This window comes from Rubritalea sp. (genome assembly GCF_039830215.1).
Lineage (GTDB): Bacteria > Verrucomicrobiota > Verrucomicrobiia > Verrucomicrobiales > Akkermansiaceae > Rubritalea.
In genome coordinates this window covers 1-2527 of record NZ_JBDOPO010000171.1, presented here as the reverse complement: position 1 = coordinate 2527, position 2527 = coordinate 1, and the positions used below count along the sequence as shown (strand labels likewise).

At 53.3% G+C, this 2527-nt stretch carries 3 protein-coding genes; 2 read left to right on the top strand and 1 reads right to left on the bottom strand.

The window, feature by feature from the left end; all coding sequences use genetic code 11:
* Nucleotides 1-144 precede the first annotated feature (144 nt).
* Nucleotides 145-795: an SDR family NAD(P)-dependent oxidoreductase gene (locus ABGY95_RS05700; RefSeq protein ID WP_347440732.1), complete on the bottom strand. Its 651-nt coding sequence runs from the start codon at nucleotides 793-795 to the stop codon at nucleotides 145-147.
* Nucleotides 796-871: 76 nt separating this feature from the next.
* Here ABGY95_RS05700 and ABGY95_RS05695 point away from each other — a divergent pair, with 76 nt between their 5' ends.
* Together ABGY95_RS05695 and ABGY95_RS05690 are read left to right on the top strand one after the other, a co-directional pair.
* Nucleotides 872-1513 (top strand): allophanate hydrolase subunit 1, encoded by a 642-nt coding sequence (locus ABGY95_RS05695; protein WP_347440731.1) that lies wholly within the window; start codon nucleotides 872-874, stop codon nucleotides 1511-1513.
* Entirely contained in the window at nucleotides 1510-2379 is an 870-nt protein-coding gene (locus ABGY95_RS05690) for a biotin-dependent carboxyltransferase family protein (RefSeq protein WP_347440730.1), read from the top strand. The genes ABGY95_RS05695 and ABGY95_RS05690 overlap by 4 nt, the downstream gene beginning before the upstream one ends.
* Nucleotides 2380-2527 lie beyond the last annotated feature (148 nt).

Here is a 2527-nt window from a genome sequence, read left to right as displayed (position 1 = left end):
ACGAAGCCCTGCGCAGAAAGTCTTTCCAGCCCGAAGGGTGGCTATCGACAAAACGAGCTATGCTCGCAAATTTAAAGAATCAATAACTCACACACCGACAACGGGAGTTGCCGGAGGTGCCCTTAATAATAAATTTCTGTTTCTCTAGAGAACTCGGCTATCCAAGTGAAACACTTGGCCCGAGGTATGGACCATAGTTTGCTCTAAAAAATGAACAAACTGTGCCACATTTTTAGCCGTATTGAATGCCCCCAGAGTGTGTGCATCGAGGACACTCTGTCGTACTTCAGCTGACAGCCCCTCCGTCATTTTAGTTTCTAAAAACCCGGGAGTGATGACGTTGACCCGCACCGAGCGGCTCCCCCATTCTTGGGCCAAAGATTTCCCCATAGCTACTAGTCCAGCCTTCGCCGCTGCATAATTAGCCTGACCGATTGGGGGGGTAAATGCCGAGTGGCTGGAGACAAAAATAACGTGACCCGCGCGGCGACGTAGCATCTGCGCGCTGACTGCACGGGCGCAGCGGAATGCCCCTTTGAGGTTCACATCGAGCACATTGTCCCAACTCGCTTCACCCATCCTGCCTAACAAACTATCTTCCGTCACTCCTGCTGCACAAACCAGTAAATCAACCGGAGCGCAGCTGCGCATAAAAGCTTCGACTGACTCAGAATCGCTCACATCTAGCTCCAGTCTAGACGGCGCTAGAACTTCCCAGCCCTGCGACTGAAATTCTTCACAGCAAGCCATTGCTATGCCGCCATTTCCACCAGTGATAAGCAATCGTTTCTGCATTCGCCTAATCACTATCAGACATCTCGGCATCATGCAAATTTCATGACTCGCCATAGCCAACTGGATCTGCCTACAAATGACGCCAGTAACCAACATGGCTCATCCATTCTCCATTTCCCCCTATGGCCCAGACCACTGGCTTCTCCAGTTAGAGTCGAGCGATGCCTATGCCTCGTTACTCACAATCCATCACCAGAGCTCAGCTCTCATTTTAGAATCGATCATGGGCTACGATAGCCTGTTGCTACGCACGCGCCCCACCACCACAGCAGCGGAATTGCTCGCCCACACTGAAAGTCTCACAAGCTCTGAAACACCACAGCACGCAGGTAGACTCCACAGTATTCCAGTATGCTACGATGGCCCGGACTTAGCGGAAGTGGCCACACTGATAGGCCTAGATGAAGACCAGGTCATCAAGCTCCACTGCGCTGCTCTCTACACCGTGCGTTTTTTAGGATTCAGCCCAGGATTTGCTTACCTCGACGGGCTAGATCCAAAGCTCCACCTACCACGAAGGAAAATCCCTCGCACAAAAATGGCGAGTGGAACGGTGGCCATCGGCGGTTCTCATGCCGGCATATACACCATCCCTAGCCCAGGCGGTTGGAATTGGTTAGGCCACACCAACCATCCACTCTTTGATCCTTCTCAGAACGGAACCGACGCCTTCACTTTCCAGCCGGGTGACACCGTCAAATTCAACCCAATCTCATGACTCCCAGTATTGCAAAAGTGAGACAGCTAGGCGCAGGTATTAGCTTTCAAGACCAAGGTAGAATCGGCTCGAATAGTTGGCTCAACTACGGCGTTGCCCCCGCGGGGACCATCGATAGTTTTGCTGCTTCTGCTGCAAACTCGCTCGTTCACAACCTCGCCAATGACACAGTGCTAGAGCTGATGTTAGGTGGTGCAGAAATAGAAGTCCTCCATGGCTGCTGGCTCGCCCATGTAGGTGGCCATCAGTGCAAACAACTGCCTAGTGGGACCGGCCGTTATGTCCACGCCGGAGAATTACTACGCTTCACTCCCAGTGCCAATGGAGTTTGGAGCTACCTCGCTATTTCTAGCGGCTGGGAAGCGGGCAAAGTCTTTGGCTCTGCCTCGCGCCATCACCGATCCAATTTAGGTGATGCCATCCAAATTGGATCTGAACTCCACGCGCCTTCGGCTCAGCCATCACCCCAGCCTCGGGTTGTCCGACGCACACCCGGGGCTGAACAGCGCGACTACACGGAACCGCCAAGCCTTCGTCTTTACCCTGGGCCACAGACACACCTGCTCACTGAGGCACAAATCCAGCAAGTCACTCAGCATGCTTGGACAATATCCTCACGCTCGGACCGTACTGGCTACCGACTACTCGGCGATGCCTCATCACAGCTAAGGCACACTAACAGCATCCACAGCACCCCCACTTTGGTTGGCAGTATGCAACTCCCTCCCTCTGGCGAGCCGATCGTTACTCTGCACGACGGCCCAACTGTCGGCGGCTATCCGATCATTGGTGTCCTCCACCCTGATGATATCAGTTGGCTCGTGCAGCAACATGCCCAAAATAATGTGTCCTTCCGCTTTGTGTGAAGCAGTCGAAGTCATGGGCGGCGGCCAAGTTATCAGCATCGAACGCGGACTCTACATCCCATCAATCAGCGGCTACCGAATAGAAGACTCCATCGTGCTCACCAGAGCCGGTTACGAATTCATCAAGACACTCAACTACGACAGTATC